General features: G+C 65.6%; 18 protein-coding genes. 11 read left to right on the top strand and 7 right to left on the bottom strand.

Annotation, left to right across the window (positions count from 1 at the left end; translation table 11 throughout):
* Window positions 1–115: 115 nt before the first annotated feature.
* Entirely contained in the window at window positions 116–760 is a 645-nt protein-coding gene (locus JQ586_RS19370; protein ID WP_212396200.1) for a DUF47 domain-containing protein, read from the top strand.
* Between the two features lie 15 nt (window positions 761–775).
* Entirely contained in the window at window positions 776–1,780 is a 1,005-nt protein-coding gene (locus tag JQ586_RS19365) for an inorganic phosphate transporter (protein WP_212396199.1), read from the top strand.
* On the opposite strand, the gene sugE is transcribed toward JQ586_RS19365, so the two are convergent.
* Window positions 1,781–2,095: a quaternary ammonium compound efflux SMR transporter SugE gene (gene sugE, locus JQ586_RS19360; RefSeq protein ID WP_212396198.1), complete on the bottom strand. Its 315-nt coding sequence runs from the start codon at window positions 2,093–2,095 to the stop codon at window positions 1,781–1,783.
* 156 nt (window positions 2,096–2,251) lie between these two features.
* Between sugE and JQ586_RS19355 the strand changes: the two genes are divergently transcribed.
* The 9 genes from JQ586_RS19355 (at window position 2,252) to JQ586_RS19315 (ending at window position 11,921) form a co-directional block, all read left to right on the top strand.
* Entirely contained in the window at window positions 2,252–3,871 is a 1,620-nt protein-coding gene (locus tag JQ586_RS19355) for a peptide chain release factor 3 (protein WP_212396197.1), read from the top strand.
* A 209-nt stretch (window positions 3,872–4,080) separates the two neighbouring features.
* The gene (locus tag JQ586_RS19350; protein WP_212396196.1) at window positions 4,081–4,689 is read left to right on the top strand and encodes a hypothetical protein; all 609 of its coding nucleotides are present in this window, start codon (window positions 4,081–4,083) and stop codon (window positions 4,687–4,689) included.
* Window positions 4,690–4,773: 84 nt separating this feature from the next.
* The gene (locus tag JQ586_RS19345; RefSeq protein WP_212396195.1) at window positions 4,774–5,358 is read left to right on the top strand and encodes an NnrU family protein; all 585 of its coding nucleotides are present in this window, start codon (window positions 4,774–4,776) and stop codon (window positions 5,356–5,358) included.
* A 1-nt stretch (window position 5,359) separates the two neighbouring features.
* Window positions 5,360–6,181 (top strand): 3-methyl-2-oxobutanoate hydroxymethyltransferase, encoded by an 822-nt coding sequence (panB, locus tag JQ586_RS19340; protein ID WP_212396194.1) that lies wholly within the window; start codon window positions 5,360–5,362, stop codon window positions 6,179–6,181.
* A 10-nt stretch (window positions 6,182–6,191) separates the two neighbouring features.
* Window positions 6,192–7,790, top strand: coding sequence for a class I adenylate-forming enzyme family protein (locus tag JQ586_RS19335; RefSeq protein ID WP_212396193.1), 1,599 nt, complete (start codon window positions 6,192–6,194; stop codon window positions 7,788–7,790).
* 155 nt (window positions 7,791–7,945) lie between these two features.
* Complete coding sequence (locus tag JQ586_RS19330) at window positions 7,946–8,599, top strand: tetratricopeptide repeat protein (RefSeq protein WP_212396192.1); 654 nt, start codon at window positions 7,946–7,948, stop codon at window positions 8,597–8,599.
* A 44-nt stretch (window positions 8,600–8,643) separates the two neighbouring features.
* Entirely contained in the window at window positions 8,644–9,243 is a 600-nt protein-coding gene (locus tag JQ586_RS19325) for a hypothetical protein (protein WP_212396191.1), read from the top strand.
* 54 nt (window positions 9,244–9,297) lie between these two features.
* Window positions 9,298–10,680 carry a ribosome biogenesis GTPase Der gene (gene der, locus JQ586_RS19320; protein ID WP_212396190.1) on the top strand — a complete coding sequence of 461 codons (1,383 nt, stop codon included), beginning with the start codon at window positions 9,298–9,300 and terminating at the stop codon, window positions 10,678–10,680.
* Entirely contained in the window at window positions 10,677–11,921 is a 1,245-nt protein-coding gene (locus tag JQ586_RS19315; protein WP_212396189.1) for a TCR/Tet family MFS transporter, read from the top strand. The genes der and JQ586_RS19315 overlap by 4 nt, the downstream gene beginning before the upstream one ends.
* Before the next feature lie 17 nt (window positions 11,922–11,938).
* On the opposite strand, the gene JQ586_RS19310 is transcribed toward JQ586_RS19315, so the two are convergent.
* From JQ586_RS19310 to JQ586_RS19285, 6 genes are all read right to left on the bottom strand, one after another.
* On the bottom strand, window positions 11,939–12,331 hold the full coding sequence (locus tag JQ586_RS19310; protein WP_212396188.1) for a nuclear transport factor 2 family protein: 393 nt from the start codon (window positions 12,329–12,331) through the stop codon (window positions 11,939–11,941).
* 151 nt (window positions 12,332–12,482) lie between these two features.
* Window positions 12,483–13,709: an ABC transporter substrate-binding protein gene (locus JQ586_RS19305; RefSeq protein WP_212396187.1), complete on the bottom strand. Its 1,227-nt coding sequence runs from the start codon at window positions 13,707–13,709 to the stop codon at window positions 12,483–12,485.
* 138 nt (window positions 13,710–13,847) lie between these two features.
* Window positions 13,848–14,984, bottom strand: coding sequence for a hypothetical protein (locus JQ586_RS19300; RefSeq protein WP_212396186.1), 1,137 nt, complete (start codon window positions 14,982–14,984; stop codon window positions 13,848–13,850).
* A 112-nt stretch (window positions 14,985–15,096) separates the two neighbouring features.
* The gene (locus JQ586_RS19295) at window positions 15,097–15,837 is read right to left on the bottom strand and encodes an SDR family NAD(P)-dependent oxidoreductase (protein ID WP_212396185.1); all 741 of its coding nucleotides are present in this window, start codon (window positions 15,835–15,837) and stop codon (window positions 15,097–15,099) included.
* 167 nt (window positions 15,838–16,004) lie between these two features.
* Complete coding sequence (gene purF / locus JQ586_RS19290; protein ID WP_409411001.1) at window positions 16,005–17,513, bottom strand: amidophosphoribosyltransferase; 1,509 nt, start codon at window positions 17,511–17,513, stop codon at window positions 16,005–16,007.
* A gap of 70 nt (window positions 17,514–17,583) precedes the next feature.
* A complete protein-coding gene (locus JQ586_RS19285) occupies window positions 17,584–18,219 on the bottom strand; it encodes a CvpA family protein (protein WP_212396183.1) in 636 nt (211 codons plus the stop codon).
* Window positions 18,220–18,277: the final 58 nt, after the last annotated feature.

The following is an 18,277-nucleotide window of genomic DNA, read 5'->3' as shown; positions in this document are numbered from 1 at the left end:
AGCGGTGGATGACGGCCCAACGGGCCGCCGACCTCTGACGCTTTCCTCGCGAAACGTTCTATGACAGCTTTGTGACGGTCGCCTGACGGCTGTCCCGGAACGATGGAACGTATTCATGTTGCGCTGGTTTCGTGCCTTCCTCCCCAAGGAAGAGCGGTTTTTCGACCTCTTTGCCCGACACGCCCAGACCGCCGTGCAATGCGCTGAGGCGCTGCAGGGCATGTTGAAGGGCGGGGAGGAGACGCCGGTCTACTGCCAGCGCGTCAACCAGTTCGAGAGCGACGCCGACAATGTCACGCGCGAGGTCCTCACCGCGGTCCGCCGCACTTTCATCACCCCGTTCGATCGCGGCGACATCAAGAACCTGATCACGTCGATGGACGACGCCGTCGACCAGATGCAGCAGACCGCCAAGGCCGTCGTGCTGTTCGAGGTGCGCTCATTCGAGCCGCCGATGCGCGAGATCGGCAGCCTGATCATCGAATGCGCCAATCTGGTCGGCCGCGCGCTGCCGCTGTTGCAGGCGATCGGCCAGAACGTCGCGATGCTGGCGCAGATCACGGAGGAATTGACCAAGCTCGAAGGCCGGGTCGACGATCTTCACGACATCGGGCTGAAGGAGCTGTTCCTGAAGCACCGCGACGCCAATACGATGGACTTCATCGTCGGCGCCGAAATCTACGATCACCTGGAGAAGGTCGCCGATCGTTTCGACGACGTCGCCAACGAGATCAATTCCATCGTCATTGAGCAAGTCTAGGGCAGGGGCCATCACGTGGACGCCACGCTGGGTCTTCCCGTCCTGGTTATTCTGATCGCGGTCGCGCTGCTGTTCGATTTCCTGAACGGCCTGCACGATGCCGCGAACTCGATCGCGACCATCGTCTCGACCCGGGTGCTGCGGCCGCAATATGCGGTGTTCTGGGCGGCGTTCTTCAATTTCGTCGCTTTCGCGATGTTCGGCCTGCACGTCGCCAACACCATCGGCACCGGGATCATCGATCCGGCCGTCGTCGACGCCACCGTGATCTTCGCCGCGCTGGTCGGCGCGATCGTCTGGAACCTGATCACCTGGGCGCTCGGCATTCCCTCTTCGAGCTCGCATGCGCTGATCGGCGGCCTGGTCGGCGCCGGCATGGCCAAGGCGGGAATCAAGGCGGCCGTGTGGAGCGGGCTGACCAAGACGCTGCTGGCGATCGTGCTCTCGCCGGTGGTCGGCTTCATCCTGGCACTGGTGCTGGTCGCGATCGTGTCCTGGCTGTCGGTGCGGTCGACGCCGTTTGCAGTCGATCGTGCCTTCCGTATCCTGCAGTTCGGCTCGGCCTCGCTGTACTCGCTCGGCCATGGCGGCAATGACGCCCAGAAGACCATGGGCATCATCGCCGTGCTTCTCTATTCGCAGGGCCATGTCGGTGAAACGTTCGAGATCCCGTTCTGGGTGGTGCTGTCCTGCCAGAGCGCAATGGCGCTGGGCACGCTGATGGGCGGCTGGCGGATCGTGCGCACCATGGGGCTGCGGATCACGAAACTGACGCCGATGCAGGGCTTTTGCGCCGAGACCGGCGGCGCCGCGACCCTGTTCATCGCAACCTTCCTCGGGGTTCCCGTCTCGACCACCCACACCATCACGGGAGCCATCGTCGGTGTCGGCGCGGCGCGGCGGCTCTCCGCCGTGCGCTGGAACGTGGCAAGCTCGATCGTCTATGCCTGGGTGATCACGATCCCTGCGTCGGCCGCCGTCGCGGCGCTGAGCTATTGGGCGGTGATGATCCTTCGTTGATCAGCTAACGAGCTTGAGGCCCGCGATACCGGCGACGATCAGTCCGATGCTGGCAAGCCGCATTGCGGTGGCGGGTTCACCGAGCAGAACGATGCCCAGCGCCGCGGTGCCCACCGCACCGATCCCGGTCCAGACCGCATAGGCGGTTCCGATCGGCAGGCTCTTGAGCGCGACGCCGAGCAGGATGACGCTTCCGGCCATGGCTGCCAGGGTCAGAACCGATGCGACCGGCCGCGAGAAACCGTCGGTATATTTCAGCCCAATGGCCCAGCCGATCTCAAGCAGGCCTGCGGTAAACAGTATGGCCCATGCCATGACGAACCCTCCGGATAAGGCAGGGTCGTCCCCGCAGGTGATGTGGTGAGATGAAGGTCGTCCTTCCCCCACCTATATGGGGAGCCTTCAGGCATTCCGCATTGCGACAAAACGCCCTTGATTGCGCCCGTTTTCCCTGCCAAACGCTGCCCCGCCATGTCCGACATATCAGTCACAGCCGAATCGACGTCCCGCTCGCCGCTCTCAGAGGAAGTGGCGCGGCGGCGCACGTTCGCCATTATTTCGCATCCGGACGCCGGCAAGACCACGCTGACGGAGAAGCTCCTGCTGTTCGGCGGCGCGATCAATCTCGCAGGCCAGGTCAAGGCCAAGGGCGAGCGGCGCAACACCCGCTCGGACTGGATGAAGATCGAGCGCGAGCGCGGCATCTCGGTCGTCACTTCGGTGATGACCTTCGAGTTCAACGACCTCGTGTTCAACCTGCTGGATACCCCGGGCCACGAGGACTTTTCGGAAGACACCTATCGCACGCTGACCGCGGTCGACTCCGCGGTCATGGTGATCGACGCCGCCAAGGGCATCGAGGCGCGCACGCGAAAGCTGTTCGAGGTCTGCCGCCTCCGCGACATCCCGATCATCACCTTCATCAACAAGATGGACCGCGAGAGTCGCGACACCTTCGAACTGCTGGACGAGATCGAGAAGACGCTGGCGCTCGACACCACGCCGATGACCTGGCCGGTCGGCCGTGGCCGCGACTTCCTCGGCACCTATGACGTCGTCAATGGCGGCGTGCGACTGCTCGAAGGCGGCGGCGCCAAGACCGGCGCCACCGAGCAGATCGACATCGCCGATCTCGGCGCCCGCAACCCCAATCTCGACGTTGCCACCGTCAGGGACGAGCTGGAACTGGCGTCGGAGGCCTGCAAGCCGTTCGATCTTGCAGCGTTCCGCGAGGGCCACCTGACGCCGGTCTATTTCGGCAGCGCGCTGCGCAATTTCGGCGTCGGCGACCTGCTCGAGGGTCTGGGCAGGTTCGCGCCCGCGCCGCGCGCGCAGGATTCCGATTTGCGCAAGGTCGAGGCTGCAGAGCCGCGCATGAGCGCCTTCGTGTTCAAGATCCAGGCCAACATGGATCCGAACCACCGCGACCGCATCGCGTTTGCGCGTCTCTGCTCGGGCAAGCTCAGCCGCGGCATGAAGGCCAAGCTGGTGCGCACCGGCAAGAATATGAGCCTGTCGAGCCCGCAATTCTTCTTCGCCCAGGACCGCTCCGTGGCGGACGAGGCATTTGCCGGCGACGTCGTCGGCATCCCCAATCACGGTACGTTGCGGATCGGCGATACCCTGACCGAGGGCGAGGATCTGACCTTCGTCGGCGTGCCGAGCTTTGCGCCGGAAATCGTCCGCCGCGTCCGCCTGACGGATGCGATGAAGGCCAAGAAACTCAAGGAAGCCCTCCAGCAGATGTCGGAGGAGGGCGTCGTGCAGGTGTTCCGCCCGCGCGACGGGGCGCCTGCGCTGGTCGGCGTGGTCGGCCCGCTGCAGCTCGACGTGCTGAAGGCGCGGCTCGATGCCGAATATTCGCTGCCGGTCGAGTTCGAGGTCTCCGAATTCTCGCTGGCGCGCTGGATCTCGTCTGACGACAAGAAGAAGCTCGAGGCCTTCATCGCGGCCAACAATTCCGGCATCGCCGATGACGTCGACGGCGATCCCGTGTTCATGGCCAAGAACGAGTTCTATCTCGGCTATACCCGCGAACGCGCCGAGGACATCGCCTTCTCCAGCGTCAAGGACGTGAAGAAGCGGGCGTGAGCGCTTCATACTCGGTGTCGTCCCCCGCTCAGGCGGGGGACCTGGTACGCCGTGGCCTTTCCGCTACCCACCGACGTCTCTGGAACACCGGATCGCCCGGTCACCGGGCGATGACAGCGAAGTAAGCGCGAGGACGTGAACGCGCCCCCGCTTGATGCATTCGGGTTACGGGACCATCTTCACGGTTGGCGTTTTCCGGGTCCATTCGCATGCTCCGACGAATTGCCATCTGCCTCGCTCTCGCCCTGCTGGCGATCGCTCCTTCGGCCGCGGCCGGCGAGCGCGAGCGCCAAACCAATCCGGTGCCGTTCGCGCATACACCGTGCAGCGTGCTCGATGACCAGCCTTGCGTGCCAGGATTTTGCAGCGTGCTGAATCACGGGCCGTGCCTGCCCGAAATGAACTATCCATATGGTGAAAACCTGCAGCTCACGGTCCTCGCCGTGCCGCCCGAGGATCAGGCCGGGAAGTACCGCAAGCCGGACCATGACCTCGATACCATCGGCGATCTCTTTGCCGCGCTGCGCTCCTGCTGGTCGCCGCCGGCGGCCGATACCGCACGCGCCGGCATGCAGATGTCGGTCCGCTTCAGCTTCAAGCGGTCGGGCGAGATGATCGGCGCGCCACGGCTGACATTCGCGACGTCAGGCGTCCCCGTGGACACCCGCACGACCTACCTGAACGCGATCAATGCCTCGCTCGATGCGTGCTTGCCGCTGAAATTCACCGGGGGCCTCGGCGGCGCGCTCGCCGGCCGCCCGATCATGATCCGCTATGTCGACAATCGCGAGCTCACCAGGCATGCCGACAAGCCGTGACGGCGCGGGCCGCGACGCATTGCGTTCCTCCGCCCGAAGATGATACGCGATAGCCGGAATTGATGGCATCCGGGGAGGAACATCGTGGGACTGCTCGTCTTGATCCTGGGTCTCGTGCTGTTCCTCGGCATCCACGTGCTCACCACCAGGCGCGAGCTGCGCGCGGGCCTCGTGAAGGCGATGGGCGAGGGGGCCTACAAGGGCGTCTATTCGCTGGTCTCCGTCGCGGGCCTCGTGCTGATCGTCTGGGGCTTCGGCCACTACCGCTCCGCCGGAATGATCGAGGTCTGGACGCCGCCGACCGCGTTCAAGCACATCACCGTGGCGCTGATGCTGCCCGCCGTGATCCTGGTGGCGGCGTCCTATATCCGCGGCCGCATCTACACGACGCTGAAGCATCCGATGCTGGCCGGGGTGAAGCTGTGGGCGTTTGCGCATCTGCTCGCCAACGGCGATCTCGGCTCGATCATCCTGTTCGGCTCGTTTCTCGCCTGGGCGGTCTATGACCGCATTTCGCTGAAGCGCCGCAGCGACCCCGGCGCGCCGCCGATCCCGGTGGGCGGTCTGACCAACGACCTGATCGCGATCGCGGTCGGTGTCGTCGCGTATCTGGCGCTGGCGTTCGCGTTCCATCCGGTCGTGATCGGCGTGCCTGTCATGGGGGCCTGAGATGTCCGTACAGTCAGCCATCAAGCGCAAGACCGCGCCGGATCTGCGCGCCCGCAAGAATGGCGAGCCGATCGTGATGCTGACCTCGTATCACGCGCACACCGCGGCGCTGGTGGATCGGCACTGCGACGCCATCCTGGTCGGCGATTCCCTCGGCAATGTCATGCACGGCTTCGAGACCACGGTGCCCGTCACGCTCGACATGATGATCCTGCAGGGCCGCGCCGTGATGCGCGGCTCGCAAGCTGCGCTGGTCGTCGTCGACATGCCGTTCGGGTCCTATGAGGGCTCGAAGGAGCAGGCATTTCACTCGGCGGTGCGGATCATGAAGGAGACGCTGTGCGGCGCCGTCAAGCTCGAGGGCGGCGTACGGATGGCGGAGACGGTCGCGTTCCTGTCCGAGCGCGGCATCCCCGTGATGGGCCATATCGGGTTGACGCCGCAATCGATCAACACGCTCGGCTCGTTCCGCGCCCAGGGCCGCGATGAGGCCAACTGGGCACCGATCGAGAACGATGCGCGCGCGATTGCGGAGGCCGGCGCCTTCTCGATCGTGGTCGAGGCGGTGGCCGAGCCGCTGGCGCGCAAGATCACGCAATCGGTCGCGGTGCCGACCATCGGCATCGGCGCGAGCAGCGCCTGCGACGGCCAGGTGCTGGTGCTGGAGGACATGCTCGGCCTGTCGCCACGCGCGCCGAAATTCGTGCGCCGCTACGGCAATCTCGGCCCCGCGATCGAGCAAGCGATCGCGACCTTTGCGCGCGACGTGAAGAGCCGCGCCTTTCCGGGGCCCGAGCACGTCTACGACATGAAGAAGAGCTGACGAGGCACGCATGGACTGGTCGCAGCACGGAATTCCTCCCATGCGGCTCGAGCCGCGCTTCGGCGATCGGGTGGTTCCGGCCTTTGTCGAACGGCCGGGCAGCCTGTGGGCGATGATCGCGGAGGCTGTGGCACTTAACGGCGACGGCGAGGCGCTGGTCTGTGGTGATACGCGCCTGACCTGGCGCGAGATCGCCGAGCTGTCGGCCAGGGTCGCGGCAGGTTTCCAGAAGCTCGGGCTCGAGCGCGGCGACCGCGTCGCGATCCTGCTCGGCAACCGGATCGAATTCGTACTGACGATGTTCGCCGCGGCCCATGCCGGGCTCGTGACGGTGCTGCTGTCGACCCGCCAGCAGAAGCCCGAGATCGCCTATGTGCTGAACGATTGCAGCGCCAGGCTGCTGGTGCACGAGGCGTCGCTCGCCGATCGCGTGCCTGCGGCCGCCGATCTGCCGGCGCTGAGGCATCGGATCTCCGTCAGCGACGACAGCGCCTCGCAATTTACGGCCTTGCGCGATCACGCAGCAGCGGCACCCGTCGAGATGAGGGAAGAGGACACCGCGATGATCCTCTACACCTCGGGCACCACGGGCAAGCCGAAAGGCGCCATGCTCGCCCATTGCAACATCATCCATTCATCGATGGTGTTTGCGTCCTCCCTGAAGCTCACCAGGGCCGACCGTTCGATCGCCGCGGTGCCGCTGGCGCATGTCACGGGCGCGGTCGCCAACATCACGACCATGGTGCGCTGCGCCGGAGCGCTGATCATCATGCCGGAGTTCAAGGCCTCCGACTATCTCAAGCTCGCCGCGCGCGAGCGCGTCACCTACACCGTGATGGTGCCGGCGATGTACAACCTCTGCCTGCTGCAGCCGGACTTCGACAGCTACGATCTGTCGAGCTGGCGGATCGGCGGCTTCGGCGGCGCGCCGATGCCGGTCGCCACCATCGAGAAGCTCGATGCCAAGATCCCCGGGCTCAAGCTTGCCAATTGCTACGGCGCGACCGAGACCACGTCGCCCTCGACCATCATGCCGGGCGAACTGACCGCCGCCCATATCGACAGCGTCGGCCTGCCGTGCCCGGGTGCCGAGATCGTCGTGATGGGCCCCGATGGCCGCGAAGTCCCGCGCGGCGAGATCGGCGAGCTCTGGATCCGCAGCGCCTCCGTCATCGCGGGCTACTGGAACAATCCGGAGGCGACCGCCGACAGCTTCACCGCCGGTTTCTGGCATTCCGGCGATCTCGGTTCGATCGATGCCGATAATTTCGTCCGCGTGTTCGACCGCCAGAAGGACATGATCAACCGTGGTGGCCTGAAGATCTATTCCGCCGAGGTGGAGTCGGTGCTGGCGGGCCATCCCGACGTGATCGAGAGCGCGATCATTGCGAAACCGTGCCCGGTGCTGGGCGAGCGCGTGCATGCGGTGATCGTCGTGACGCGGACCGAGGTGAATGTCGAGAGCTTGCGCGCCTGGTGCGCTGAACGGCTGTCGGACTACAAGGTGCCGGAGACGATGGCGTTGACGATGACCCCGCTGCCGCGCAACGCCAACGGCAAGGTGATCAAGCGGCAGCTGCGGGAGAGTCTGAGCTCGGCAGGAGCGTGAGCGGGCCGGGCAACTCTCCCCCGTTAACGCTTTGATCCGCCTCGCTTTGCCTTGCCTCCGCCACACCGTTAGGGTAACGCCGCCGCGATGTGGGGATCCGGCGTGGGCTGCGCCCGGCCGAAGTTTGCGGCCCCGAGGGGATGGGATAGCCTTAAGTGTCTGAATTATTTGATGAAGTAGACGAGGAAGTCCGTCGCGAACAGCTCAAGAAGCTGTGGGACAAGTACTCGATCCTGATCATCGCCCTGGCGATCCTGGTCGTCGCGGGCGTCGGCGGCTGGCGCGGCTATCAGTATCTCGAAGCCAAGAAGGCCGCCGAGGCGGGTGCGGCATTCGACCGCGCCGCCGAATTGTCCGAGCAGAACAAGCACTCCGAGGCCGAGGCCGCCTTTGCCGATCTCGCCGCCAAGGCGCCGTATGGCTACCGCACCCTGGCGCGGCTGCGCATGGCCGCCGAGGTCGCAGTGCGCGACCAGCAGGCCGCCGCGAAGCTGTATGACGAGATCGCCGCCGACCGCAGCGTCAGCGCACCCGAGCAGGACCTGGCGCGGATCCGCGCCGCGCAGCTCGTGATGGACACCACGACCTATCCGAACATGCTGCAACGGCTCGAGCCGGCCACCGCGCAGGGTTCGACCTTCCGCCATACCGCGCGCGAGATGCTGGCGCTGTCGGCCTGGCACGCCAATGATGCCACGGCCGCACGAAAGTGGCTGGACCAGATTGCCAGTGACGGTGACACGCCGCCGAGCCTGCGCTCGCGTGCCGAGGCGTTGCAGGCCCTGCTGCCGCCAGTTGCCAAGAGCTGAACACGAGCTGACGGCGAAACCTGAGTTTGAATGAGAGATCGACCATGCGAAGCTCGCAACGCTTGATCGCAGCCGCAGTTCTCGTCGCGCTTTGCAGCGTGCTGGCGGGCTGCAGCGGCGGCATGGCCAATTTCGATCCGTCCGACATGCTCGACTGGCTCGACACCAAGAAGAAGCTGCCCGGCGAGCGCAAGCCGGTGTTCCCCGAGGGCGTGCCGGGCCTCGAGCAGGGCGTGCCGAAGGAATTGTACAAGGGCGCGCAGCAGCAGGACTCGCTCAATCCGCCGCCCGACGCCGCGACGGCTGCCGCCACGCCGGCGCCGCCTCCCGAGCCGCCGAAGGGCGCGAAGAAGCACAAGTCCAAGCCCGCTCAGGCCGCCGCGAGCACTGCGCCCGCGGCAGACCAGGCCGCTGCTCCCGACGCCGCCGCGGCGCCCGAGGAGGGCGCGCCCGCCGCACTGCCGCCGGAGCCCAAGCAGAAGAAGAAGATCGTCCGCCGCCGCACCACCGCGCCGCCACCCGACGACCAGCAGGCGCAGCAGCCCGCTGCCGCCCAGCCCGCGGCACAGGCCCAGACCCAGACCACGCAACAATCCGGCTCGTCATTCCCCGCGCCGCTACCGAGCGGCACGTTTAACCGCTAGGATTCCACTCCAATTCGTTTGATGCGCGCTGCTGACGCAACGCCTGGATGATCCATGTCCTTCACCATTGCTATTATCGGCCGGCCCAATGTCGGAAAGTCGACGCTGTTCAACCGGCTGGTGGGGCAGAAGCTCGCGCTGGTCGATGACGAGCCGGGCGTGACCCGCGATCGCCGCGAGGGCGAGGCGCGGCTTGGCGATCTCGAATTCACCATCATCGACACCGCGGGTCTCGACGAAGGCGCCAAGGGCTCGCTGACGGCGCGGATGCAGGAGCAGACCGAGACCGCGATCGACCTCGCCGACGCCCTGATGTTCGTGATCGATGCCCGCGTCGGCCTGACGCCGACCGACCGCGCCTTTGCCGATTTCGCGCGACGCGCCAACAAGCCGGTGGTGCTGGTCGCCAACAAGGCTGAGGGCAGGCATGGCGAGATCGGCGCCATGGAATCCTACGCGCTCGGTCTCGGCGATCCCATCCAGATCTCGGCCGAGCACGGCGAGGGCATGGGCGAGCTCTATGACGCGCTCAGCCCGCTGATGCCGGCGCCGGTCGAGACGGATGACGAAGCCGAAGACGACGATGAGATGTCGGATGAGGAGATCGCGCGGCGCCCGATCCGGGTCGCGATCGTCGGCCGTCCCAATGCCGGCAAGTCGACGCTGATCAACCATCTGCTCGGCGAGGAGCGGCTGCTGACCAGTCCCGAGGCCGGCACCACGCGCGATTCGATCGCGGTCGAGATCACCTGGCAGGGCCGCTCATTCCGCGTGTTCGACACCGCCGGTCTGCGCCGCCGCTCACGGATCGAGGAGAAGCTGGAGAAGCTGTCGGTCGCCGACGCGCTGCGCGCGGTGCGCTTCGCCGAAGTCGTCGTGCTGATGATGGACGCGCAGAACAAGTTCGAGGAGCAGGACCTGCGCATCGCCGACCTGATCGAACGGGAGGGGCGCGCGATCGTGCTCGCGGTCAACAAATGGGACCTGGTCGAGCGCAAGCCGAACCAGATCTCCGCCCTGCGCACCGACGTCGATCACTGGCTCCCGCAGGTCAAGGGTGCGCCTGTCGTCGCCGTCTCCGGGCTGATGGGCGAGGGCATCGACCGCCTGATGACGGCGATCCAGGACGCCTACGCGGTGTGGAACCGGCGCGTGCCGACCTCTGCGCTCAATCGCTGGTTCGAGCAGGCGATCCAGGCCAATCCGCCGCCCGCCGTGTCGGGCCGCCGGCTTAAGCTCAACTACATCACCCAGAACAAGGCACGGCCGCCGAGCTTTGTCCTGTTCTGCTCGCGCGCCGACGCGATACCGCAATCCTATCTGCGCTATCTCACCAATTCGATGCGCGACGCCTTCGACCTGCCGGGCACGCCTGTCAGAATCACCCTCCGCGAGAAGGCCAATCCGTTCGCCCACAAGCGCAAGCGCCCGTCATGAGTGGTGAGGTGGCGAACGGCAGAGCTGAGGCGCCACAGGCGCGCGGTGCCGCCGTCATCTTCATCTTCGTCACCATCCTGCTCGATACGCTCGCGCTCGGCGTGGTGATCCCGATCCTGCCGAAGCTGATCGAGAGTTTCGTCAACAACGATACCGCGAACGCCGCGCGTATCTTCGGGCTGTTCGGCACGATCTGGGCGCTGATGCAGTTCTTCTGCTCGCCGATCCTGGGCGCACTGTCCGATCGCTTCGGCCGCCGGCCCGTGGTGCTGCTGTCGAACTTCGGGCTTGCCGCCGACTACGTGGTGATGGCGCTCGCGCCGACGCTGAGCTGGCTGTTCGTCGGCCGGATGATCTCGGGCATCACCTCGGCGAGCATCTCGACCGCTTTTGCCTACATCACCGACGTCACCGTGCCGGAGCGCCGCGCCGCCGTGTTCGGCAAGATCGGTGTTGCGTTCGGTGCGGGATTCATCCTCGGGCCGGCGCTGGGCGGCCTGCTCGGCCAGATCGATCCGCGGCTGCCATTCTGGGTCGCGGCCGGCTTGAGCTTCACCAACGGCCTCTATGGCCTGCTGATCCTGCCGGAATCGCTGCCGGCCGGACGCCGCTCGCCGTTCCGCTGGCGGAGCGCCAATCCGGCCGGCGCATTGCACCTGCTGCGCTCGAACCGCGTGCTCGCCGGGCTGTCACTTTCGAATTTCTTCGCCCAGCTTGCGCATGTCGTGCTGCCCTCGGTTTTTGTGCTCTACGCGACGTATCGCTACGGCTGGAGCACCGGCACCGTCGGCGCCACGCTGGCGCTGGTCGGGGTCTGCGCCATGATCGTGCAGGGCGCGGCGATCGGCCCGATCGTCAAGCATGTCGGCGAGCGCAAGGCCCTGTTCCTCGGGCTCTGCTGTGGCGCGGCCGGCTTCTTCATCTTCGGCGTGGCACCGACCGGCCAGTGGTTCTGGACCGGCATTCCCGTGATGGCGCTGTGGGGCATCTCGGGCGCCGCGACGCAGGCGCTGACCACGCAGCTCGTGGCAGCCGATCAGCAGGGCCAGCTGCAGGGCGCGACGACAAGCGTGCAGAGCGTCTCGCAGCTGATCGGCCCGTTCCTGTTCACGCTGACCTTTGCCTGGTTCATCGGCGACAGCGCGCCACTGAAAATGCCCGGCGCGCCGTTCTATCTCGCCGCAGCGCTGCTGCTGCTGGCGCTGGCAATTGCGTGGCGCGCGACGTCACACAGATCGTAGGATGGGTGGAGCGGTTCCTACTCCTCCGCCGGCACCGAATGGTGCTCGTGCATGATACGCCACTCGCCGTCGATCTTGCGCAGCCCGATGGTGAGGCGGAACTGGAGCTCGTCCTGCGGCGGGCCGCACCGCATGACTGCGACGGCGAAGGCGACGTCGTCGCCGGCCGTGATCGCGAGATCCTCGATATCGAAGGCGTCGGAAGTCTTGTTGCACCCGAAGAACAGATCCCAGGTTTTCCTGTACGCATCGAGGCCGCGTGACTGGAACGGCGGCGGCACGTCGAACATCACGACGTCATGATCATGGCGGGCGAGAACGCCCGCATAGTCGTGCCGGCGGACGGCATCCGCCCATGCCTCGATCAGTGTCCTGATCTGGCTCTCGGCCTCCTGACCCTGCTGCATCATGGATTTTTGCTCCGGCTGTTGGCTGCTTCTGCCCCAAGGACGCAGGGGAGGCAGGCGATCCGACAGGCGGAGCCGATTTTTGATCGGGCAGTTGCCGGGGGTGGGCACGGCGCAAGCGCGCCTTTGCCCACCCGGCGGCACTGCTACGCAGTCACTTCTTCACCAGCGGGCACTCGCTGGCCTCGAGCGGCTTGGCGGCATCTTCCGGGGAGATCGTGGCGATCAGCTTGTAGTAGTCCCAGGGATATTTGGACTCCTCGGGCTTCTTCACCTCGAACAGATAGGCCGGGATGATGCGGCGGCCGTCGATCCGCAAGGGGCCCTTGCCGAACAGCGGATCGTCGGTCGGGATTTCCTTCATCTTGGCGACGACCTTGGCGCCGTCATGCGGATTGCCGCCCATCGCGTCCAGCGCCTTCAGGTAATGCAGCACGCCGGCATAGACGCCGGCGACCGTCATCGAGGGCATCGAGCCCTTCGGCGAGCGTGCCTGGAATTTCTTCGAAAAGGCGCGGGTCTGGTCGTTCATGTCCCAGTAGAACGACTCCGTGAAGGTGAGGCCCTGCGCGATCTTCAGGCCGAGCGCATGCACGTCGTTGACGAACAGCAGCAGCGCGGCGAGCTTCTGGCCGCCCGCGGTGATACCGAATTCGGAGGCCTGCTTGATCGCATTGGTGGTGTCGCCGCCGGCATTGGCAAGGCCGATGATCTTGGCCTTGGAGGCCTGCGCCTGCAGCAGGAAGGACGAGAAGTCAGCGGTGTTGAGCGGGTGCTTGACGCCGCCGAGCACCTTGCCGCCATTGGCCGTGACGACCGCCGAGGTGTCGCGCTCGAGCGCATGCCCGAAGGCGTAGTCGGCGGTGAGGAAGAACCAGCTGTCGCCGCCCGCCTTGGTCAGCGCCTTGCCGGTGCCGTTGGCGAGCATGTAGGTATCGAAAGTATAGGAGATCGTGTTGGCGTTGCAGGCCTTGCCGGTCAGGTCGGCGGTCGCTGCGCCCGAGTTGAGCACGATCGAGTTCTTCTCCTTCGCGAGGTTGCTCACCGCCAACGCAACGCCGGAGTTCGGCGTGTCGGTGATCATGTCGACCCTCTCGTTGTCGATCCACTGCCGCGCGATGTTGACGCCGACGTCGGGCTTGTTCTGGTGATCGCCGCTGATCACCTCGATCTTCCAGCCCTTGGCGAGCAGGCCGGAGTCTTCCACCGCCATGTTGGCTGCGACTACCGAGTTCGGGCCGCCGATGTCGGCATAAAGGCCCGACATGTCGTTCAGCACGCCGATCTTGACGTTCTTGTCCTGGGAAAACGCAGGAGTTGCAAGGCCTAGTCCGGCGCAAGCGAGAAGCACGGCGTAGCGCCGTGCGAGCGTCGTCGTCATGAAACATTCCCTCCATCATGAAATTTCCGGTCGGCCCTCTCAAGACGGAGCCATTATGCCGGTTGGGTTCCCGTTACCTTGTCCTGAGGCAACCGGCAATGCGTCAAAAGCGGGATGACGCATCATTCGGCTGTGTCTCTATTTCAGGGCGTCGGAGGTAAGCCTGAATTTCTGGATGCGCTTGCCGGTGTCGACCTCGGCCGTATAGACGTTGCCCTGGGCGTCGACCGCCATCGCATGCACCCAGTGGAATTGGCCGGCGTTGCGGCCGTTGCGGCCGAAGCTGCCGACCACCGTGCCGTCGTCGCGCCTGATGATGCGGATTTCGTTGTTCTCGCCGTCGGCGGACAGCAAATAGGTCTGCTTCGGGTCGGGCCACAGCGCGACGTCCCAGACCGCGCCGTTGCCGAGCGTGTTCTTCTCGAAGAAGAACTCCTTCACGAAGGTGCCGTCCTTCCTGAACACCTGGATGCGGTTGTTGATGCGGTCACAGACATAGACCAGGCCGTCCTGCGCGATCTTCACGCAATGCACGGGATTGCCGAATTGCTGCGCGACCGGCGCCTTGGGATCGTAGGGCGGCTGCTTGTCGTCACTGGGCTTGTTGCCATAGGCGCCCCAGTGCCGCTTGTAGGCACCGCTGGTGGCGTCGAACACGATGACGCGGTGGTTACCGTAGCCGTCGGCGACGTAGATCTCGTTGGCCTCCTTGTCGATCGCCGTCTCAGCGGGCTTGCCGAGCTGCGTTGTATCGTTCGAGCCCTTGCTCGGCGCGATCGAGCCGATCTGCGAGACGAACTTGCCATCGAGCGTGAACTTCAGGATCGCGTTGTCATTGTCGGCGTTGCCGCCGATCCAGACGAAGCCGCGCTCGTCGACCTCAATGCCGTGCTCGCGCCCGACCCATTGATAGCCGTCGCCGGGACCGCCCCAGGCGCGCAGCAGGTTGCCGTCGACGTCGAATTCCAGCACCGGCGGCGCCGAGATGCAGCATTTCGAGCGCGGCGGAGTGAGGCTTGCGCCCTTCTCGTCGTCGGTCAGTGAGCGTGGGCGATGGATCATCCAGATGTGCCCCTGCCAGTCCACGGTGATGCCGCCGACCTGGCCGAGGATCCAGTTGTTGGGCAACGGTTTGGGCCAGGAGGCGTCGACGGCGAAGGTCGGGATCTCGGCGCCCGCGGCGGGTCGCGGAGCGAGGACAGGGAGCGATGCGAGGATGGCGGAGAAGATCAATCCTGATAAGGCGGAGCGCGCGCGATTGAACGTCGGCGTCATTGAATGCCTCCCGAATTTTTCTTGGCAGGCAGTCAATCGTGAGGCGGGAGAGGAGTCAATCTCTCCACTTTGCTCCATCCGGGCTACGGTTCATCGCCGGGGAGAACCGACCTCACGCCGGCGGCTGAAAGCTCCGCAGCGTGCGGGCCTTGTAGTCGTAGAGCTTGCCGGTCTCGGTCCACGAGGGTGAACACATCGGAACGATGAACTCGGCGGCCATCTCGGGCGTATCGAGCGTCATCGGATCTTCGCCGGGAAACACCTGCGCGCGCATCCTGGTGCGGATCGGGCCGGGGCTGAACAGATTGACGCGCAACCTCGCGTTCGCCGTCTCGTTGGCCCAGGAGCGCACCAGCGCTTCCAGCGCAGCTTTTGAGGCTGCATAGGGACCGAGATAGGCACTGGCCTTGTGCGCGACGCCTGACGTGACGAACACGGCGCGGCCGGCATCGGATGCTCGCAGCAGCGGATCCATGCAGCGGATCAGCTGGAAGTTCGCGGTGACGTTGACGGCCATCACGTCGTTCCACGGCTTCAATTCGATATGGCCGAGCGGAGAGGACGGACCGGCGACGCCGGCATTGCCGAGCAGGATGTCGAGCTTGCCGTGGCGCTCGTGCAGCGCCGCGCCGAGCCGCGCGATGCCCTCATAGTCGGTGAGGCTGAGCGGCACCAGCGTGGCACTGCCGCCGTGCTTTTGGATCTCGTCGTCGAGTTCCTCCAGCCCTCCTTGCGTGCGCGCCACCGCCACGACATGCGCACCGGCTTTGGCCAGCGCGATGGCCGCGGCATAGCCGATGCCGCGCGAGGCGCCGGTCACGAGGGCGATACGGGAGGCGAGGGGTTTTGTCATGTCTGTCTGTCCGCGTCTGTGCGGCGGGTATTACAGACAGATATGGCCGGGACAAGCCCGGAAGAGCCAAAAACCGGCGGTCTCAAGCCCTTCAGGCTGAAATGCCTCCAGCGACGGCGTGTCACTGCAGCACGGCCGCCTGAGGTTCGCGACGTTCACGCCTGAGCTTAACTCGCTTCCGCCAGCAGCGAGAGCTGGCGCGGCGCGGGCTCGACGTCGCTCTGGTCGGTGAGGTGGGTCGGATAGGTGCCGGTGAAGCAGTGATCGGCGAACTTCGGGTTCGCCGGATCGCGCCCGGGGTAGCCCATCGCGCGGTACATGCCGTCGATCGACAGGAAGGCGAGCGAGTCGGCGCCGATGATATCCCGCATCTCCTCGATGGAATGGGTCGCGGCCAGCAGGCCGCCGCGGTCGGGCAGGTCGATGCCGTAATAGTCTGGATAGAGGATCGGCGGCGAGGCGAGGCGGAAGTGCACCTCGCGGGCGCCGGCGTCGCGCATCATGCGCACGATTTTCTTCGAGGTGGTGCCGCGCACCAGCGAGTCGTCGATCAGGATGATGCGCTTGCCCTCGATCGCGGCGCGGTTGGCCGAATGCTTCATGCGCACGCCGAGCTCGCGCACGCTCTGGGTCGGCTGGATGAAGGTGCGGCCGACATAGTGGTTTCTGATGATGCCGAGCTCGAACGGCACGCCGGAGAACTGGCTGTAGCCGACCGCTGCCGGCACGCCGGAATCCGGGACGGGCACCACGACGTCGACATCGGGATGGCTCTCGCGGGCGAGCTGGGCGCCGAATGCCTTGCGGACGTCATAGACGGAGCGGCCGCCGACGATGGAGTCCGGCCGGGCGAAATAGATGTATTCGAAGATGCAGGGCCGCGGCGACTTCGGCGGGAAGGGCTTGTGAGAGTGCGCGCCGTGCTCGTCGAACACGATGATCTCGCCGGGCTCGATGTCGCGGACGTAGCGGGCGCCGATCATGTCGAGCGCGCAGGTCTCCGAGGTCAGGATCGGGCGGCCGTCGAGGTCGCCGAGCACGAGGGGACGGATGCCGAGCGGATCGCGGGCGCCGATCAGCTTCTTGTTGGTCAGCGCCACCAGCGCATAAGCGCCCTCGATCATGCGCAGCGCCTCGATGAAGCGGTCGACGAAGCGGGCGCGCTTGGATTGCGCGACCAGATGCAGGATCACCTCGGTGTCGGTGGTCGACTGCATCATCGCGCCGCCCTTCACCAGCTCGCGGCGCAGCGTGAGACCGTTGGTGAGGTTGCCGTTGTGGCCGACCGCGAAGCCGCCGGCGCTGAGCTCGGCGAACAGCGGCTGCACGTTACGCAGGATGGTCCCGCCGGTCGTGGAGTAGCGGACATGGCCGACCGCCGCGTTGCCCGGCAACCGTTCGATCACTTCGCGGCGGGAGAAGGCGTCGCCGACCAGGCCAAGGCGGCGTTCGCTGTGGAAGCGGCTGCCGTCGAAGGAGACGATGCCGGCGGCTTCCTGGCCGCGGTGCTGCAGAGCATGCAATCCGAGCGCGGTGATCGCGGCGGCTTCCGAATGGCCGAAGATGCCGAACACCCCGCATTCCTCGCGGAGCGTGTCACCATCGATGTCGGGGTGTCTGAGGTCGAGGTCTTCGAGACGGTCCTGCAGTTCGATCGGGCCGAGGTCGAGGTGCATCTGGTCGGCGTGATCGGAAGGGGTCTGCATCTCGTTCATCGCCTCTCGTTAGGGCCGAAACGAAAATAGTCTATCGGCCCGCGGGTTTCTCGATCAGCTTTTTCAGGCTGTCGCGCGCAGGTTTACTGTAGCCATCGCCTGAAGCCGTAGCGGCCTGATCGGGATCGGCGGCAGCGGAATCGTCGTCAGGCTTATTCTTCTTGAATTTCTTTAAGATGGTGTTCTCGGGGTCGTCAGGCAAGAGCGACATCAGCCAATCCCCGGTTCCCTGCAGCACCAGGCGGGACTTCGCACCGGTGACCCAATCGGGCCGCTGCTTGTCCGGGACCAGCCAGGTGAAGAACATGAACGCCACGACCACGATCAGCAGGCCGCGGGCCAGCCCGAACAGGAAGCCCAGGGTGCGGTCCAGCGCGCCGATCCGTGAATCCAGAATCATGTCCGAAATCCGCACCGTGATCACCGAGACCACGATCAGGGTACCGATGAAGGTGCCGGCGACCACGGCCACGGCGGCGATCGTGTCGTTGTTGAAGTAAGTTTTGGCGGTCGGCAGCAGCTTCGAGAAAGCATACAGCGTGACGAGGGCCGCAGCGCCCCAGGCCGCGATCGACAGGATCTCGCGCATGAAGCCGCGAACCATCGCAAGCAGGCCCGAAATCAGCATCACCCCGAGCAGGACGAGATCAAGTATCGTTATCGGCATCGGCTGGTCAGGTCCGCTGGTACGTTGGGGTACGCTGTCTTTTGGCTACGCTGCTTCA

It is taken from the genome of Bradyrhizobium jicamae, from assembly GCF_018130215.1.
In the GTDB taxonomy this organism is placed as follows: Bacteria; Pseudomonadota; Alphaproteobacteria; order Rhizobiales; family Xanthobacteraceae; genus Bradyrhizobium; species Bradyrhizobium jicamae_A.
Note: the sequence above shows the minus strand (reverse complement) of the source record. Positions and strands in the feature narration are given on the sequence as shown.

What these genes read in the sequence shown, in the direction of transcription:
- JQ586_RS19350 (WP_212396196.1), top strand. Translation starts at nt 4,081, where the DNA reads ATGCTCCGACGAATTGCCATCTGCCTCGCTCTCGCCCTGCTGGCGATC.
- JQ586_RS19295 (WP_212396185.1), bottom strand. Translation starts at nt 15,837, where the DNA reads ATGACAAAACCCCTCGCCTCCCGTATCGCCCTCGTGACCGGCGCCTCG.
- JQ586_RS19305 (WP_212396187.1), bottom strand. Translation starts at nt 13,709, where the DNA reads ATGACGACGACGCTCGCACGGCGCTACGCCGTGCTTCTCGCTTGCGCC.
- sugE (WP_212396198.1), bottom strand. Translation starts at nt 2,095, where the DNA reads ATGGCATGGGCCATACTGTTTACCGCAGGCCTGCTTGAGATCGGCTGG.
- panB (WP_212396194.1), top strand. Translation starts at nt 5,360, where the DNA reads ATGTCCGTACAGTCAGCCATCAAGCGCAAGACCGCGCCGGATCTGCGC.
- purF (WP_409411001.1), bottom strand. Translation starts at nt 17,513, where the DNA reads ATGCACCTCGACCTCGGCCCGATCGAACTGCAGGACCGTCTCGAAGAC.
- JQ586_RS19300 (WP_212396186.1), bottom strand. Translation starts at nt 14,984, where the DNA reads ATGACGCCGACGTTCAATCGCGCGCGCTCCGCCTTATCAGGATTGATC.
- JQ586_RS19355 (WP_212396197.1), top strand. Translation starts at nt 2,252, where the DNA reads ATGTCCGACATATCAGTCACAGCCGAATCGACGTCCCGCTCGCCGCTC.
- JQ586_RS19310 (WP_212396188.1), bottom strand. Translation starts at nt 12,331, where the DNA reads ATGATGCAGCAGGGTCAGGAGGCCGAGAGCCAGATCAGGACACTGATC.
- der (WP_212396190.1), top strand. Translation starts at nt 9,298, where the DNA reads ATGTCCTTCACCATTGCTATTATCGGCCGGCCCAATGTCGGAAAGTCG.
- JQ586_RS19335 (WP_212396193.1), top strand. Translation starts at nt 6,192, where the DNA reads ATGGACTGGTCGCAGCACGGAATTCCTCCCATGCGGCTCGAGCCGCGC.
- JQ586_RS19370 (WP_212396200.1), top strand. Translation starts at nt 116, where the DNA reads ATGTTGCGCTGGTTTCGTGCCTTCCTCCCCAAGGAAGAGCGGTTTTTC.
- JQ586_RS19325 (WP_212396191.1), top strand. Translation starts at nt 8,644, where the DNA reads ATGCGAAGCTCGCAACGCTTGATCGCAGCCGCAGTTCTCGTCGCGCTT.
- JQ586_RS19285 (WP_212396183.1), bottom strand. Translation starts at nt 18,219, where the DNA reads ATGCCGATAACGATACTTGATCTCGTCCTGCTCGGGGTGATGCTGATT.
- JQ586_RS19315 (WP_212396189.1), top strand. Translation starts at nt 10,677, where the DNA reads ATGAGTGGTGAGGTGGCGAACGGCAGAGCTGAGGCGCCACAGGCGCGC.